This window comes from Acinetobacter sp. YH16042 (assembly GCF_013417245.1).
In the GTDB taxonomy this organism is placed as follows: domain Bacteria; phylum Pseudomonadota; class Gammaproteobacteria; order Pseudomonadales; family Moraxellaceae; genus Acinetobacter; species Acinetobacter amyesii.
This window is the reverse complement of the sequence record NZ_VPEJ01000129.1, coordinates 1-1,269: the sequence shown is the minus strand read 5'-3', so window position 1 is coordinate 1,269 and position 1,269 is coordinate 1. Positions and strand designations below refer to the sequence as shown.

Annotated in this window: 1 protein-coding gene; it reads left to right on the top strand. The window is 36.8% G+C overall.

What is annotated here, in order from left to right; genetic code table 11:
* Window positions 1-428: 428 nt before the first annotated feature.
* Window positions 429-1,269: replication initiation protein RepM (gene repM / locus FTV37_RS17515; RefSeq protein ID WP_179996767.1), on the top strand; the 841-nt coding region annotated here is incomplete at its 3' end.

Here is a 1,269-nt window from a genome sequence, read left to right as displayed (position 1 = left end):
GAATCCATTCTTGTTTTTAGCGTCCTAGCCGGTCTTTGAAAAAAACTGCCCCCAGGAATCGAGCGCAGCGAGATTCAATAGAGTTTGAGCGAAGCGAAAACATAGGGCAGTTTTAAATGCCGTTTTTAATTTTTTTGGGCTTTTAATAATAAAAAAGCTTTTAAATGCTTTTAAGCAGTCTGAAAGCATTGATATACGTGCGTTTCAGAGGACATAAGACGACACTTAGTGTGCTAAAAGACGACACTTAGTGTGCTAGAAATTCTCAATAAGACGACACTTAGTGTGCTTTGAAAGACAAAATAAAACATGTCGTTTTAAGCACGTTTAGTTTGCAAGATGCGACAAAATAAAATATGTCTGCTTATTGCTTCTTGATAAGGCTTCACATAAGATCAATAAGACGACATAATAAAATAAGACGCTATATGAAAGATTTAATTGTGAAAGATAACGCTTTAATTAATGCCAGCTACAATCTTGACCTAGTGGAACAACGGTTAATTCTTTTAGCAATAATTGAAGCCCGTGAAAGTGGTAAAGGTATTAATGCGAATGACCCTTTAACTATTCACGCAGAGAGCTATATCAACCACTTTGATGTATTGAAAAATGGTGCTTATCAAGCACTAAAAGAAGCCTGTAAAGACTTGTTTGCTCGTCAATTTAGCTATCAAGAACCAAGAGGAAAAGGAGTAGCTCATATTACCTCACGTTGGGTTTCTCAAATTGCATACATCGAAAAAACGGCATCTGTTGAGTTAATTTTTTCACCTGCAATTATCCCTTTAATAACTCGGCTAGAAAAACAATTTACGAGCTATGAGTTAGAGCAAGTAAAAGGGCTTTCCACTGGCTACGCCATTAGACTTTATGAACTTTTGATTGCTTGGCGTAGTAGTGGGAAAACACCAATTATTGAGCTAAGTGAGTTCAGAGAAAGATTGGGAGTATTAGAAAGTGAATATCATCGAATGCACGACTTTAAAAAGCGTGTTTTAGAACCATCATTAAAGCAAATCAATGAAAATACAGATATTACTGTCAAAGAAGAACAGCACAAAAGAGGACGTAATATTATTGGTTTTTCATTCCGATTTAAACAGAAGGCACAGCCAAAAAAACAACAAAAAACCGACCCTAAACGAGATCCAAACACACCTGATTTCTTTGTCGAAATGACCGATGCACAACGGCATTTGTTTGCACACAAATTATCTGAACTGCCCGAAGTTGGTAGCGAATATGCAGAGATCGGAGAGTCATCCG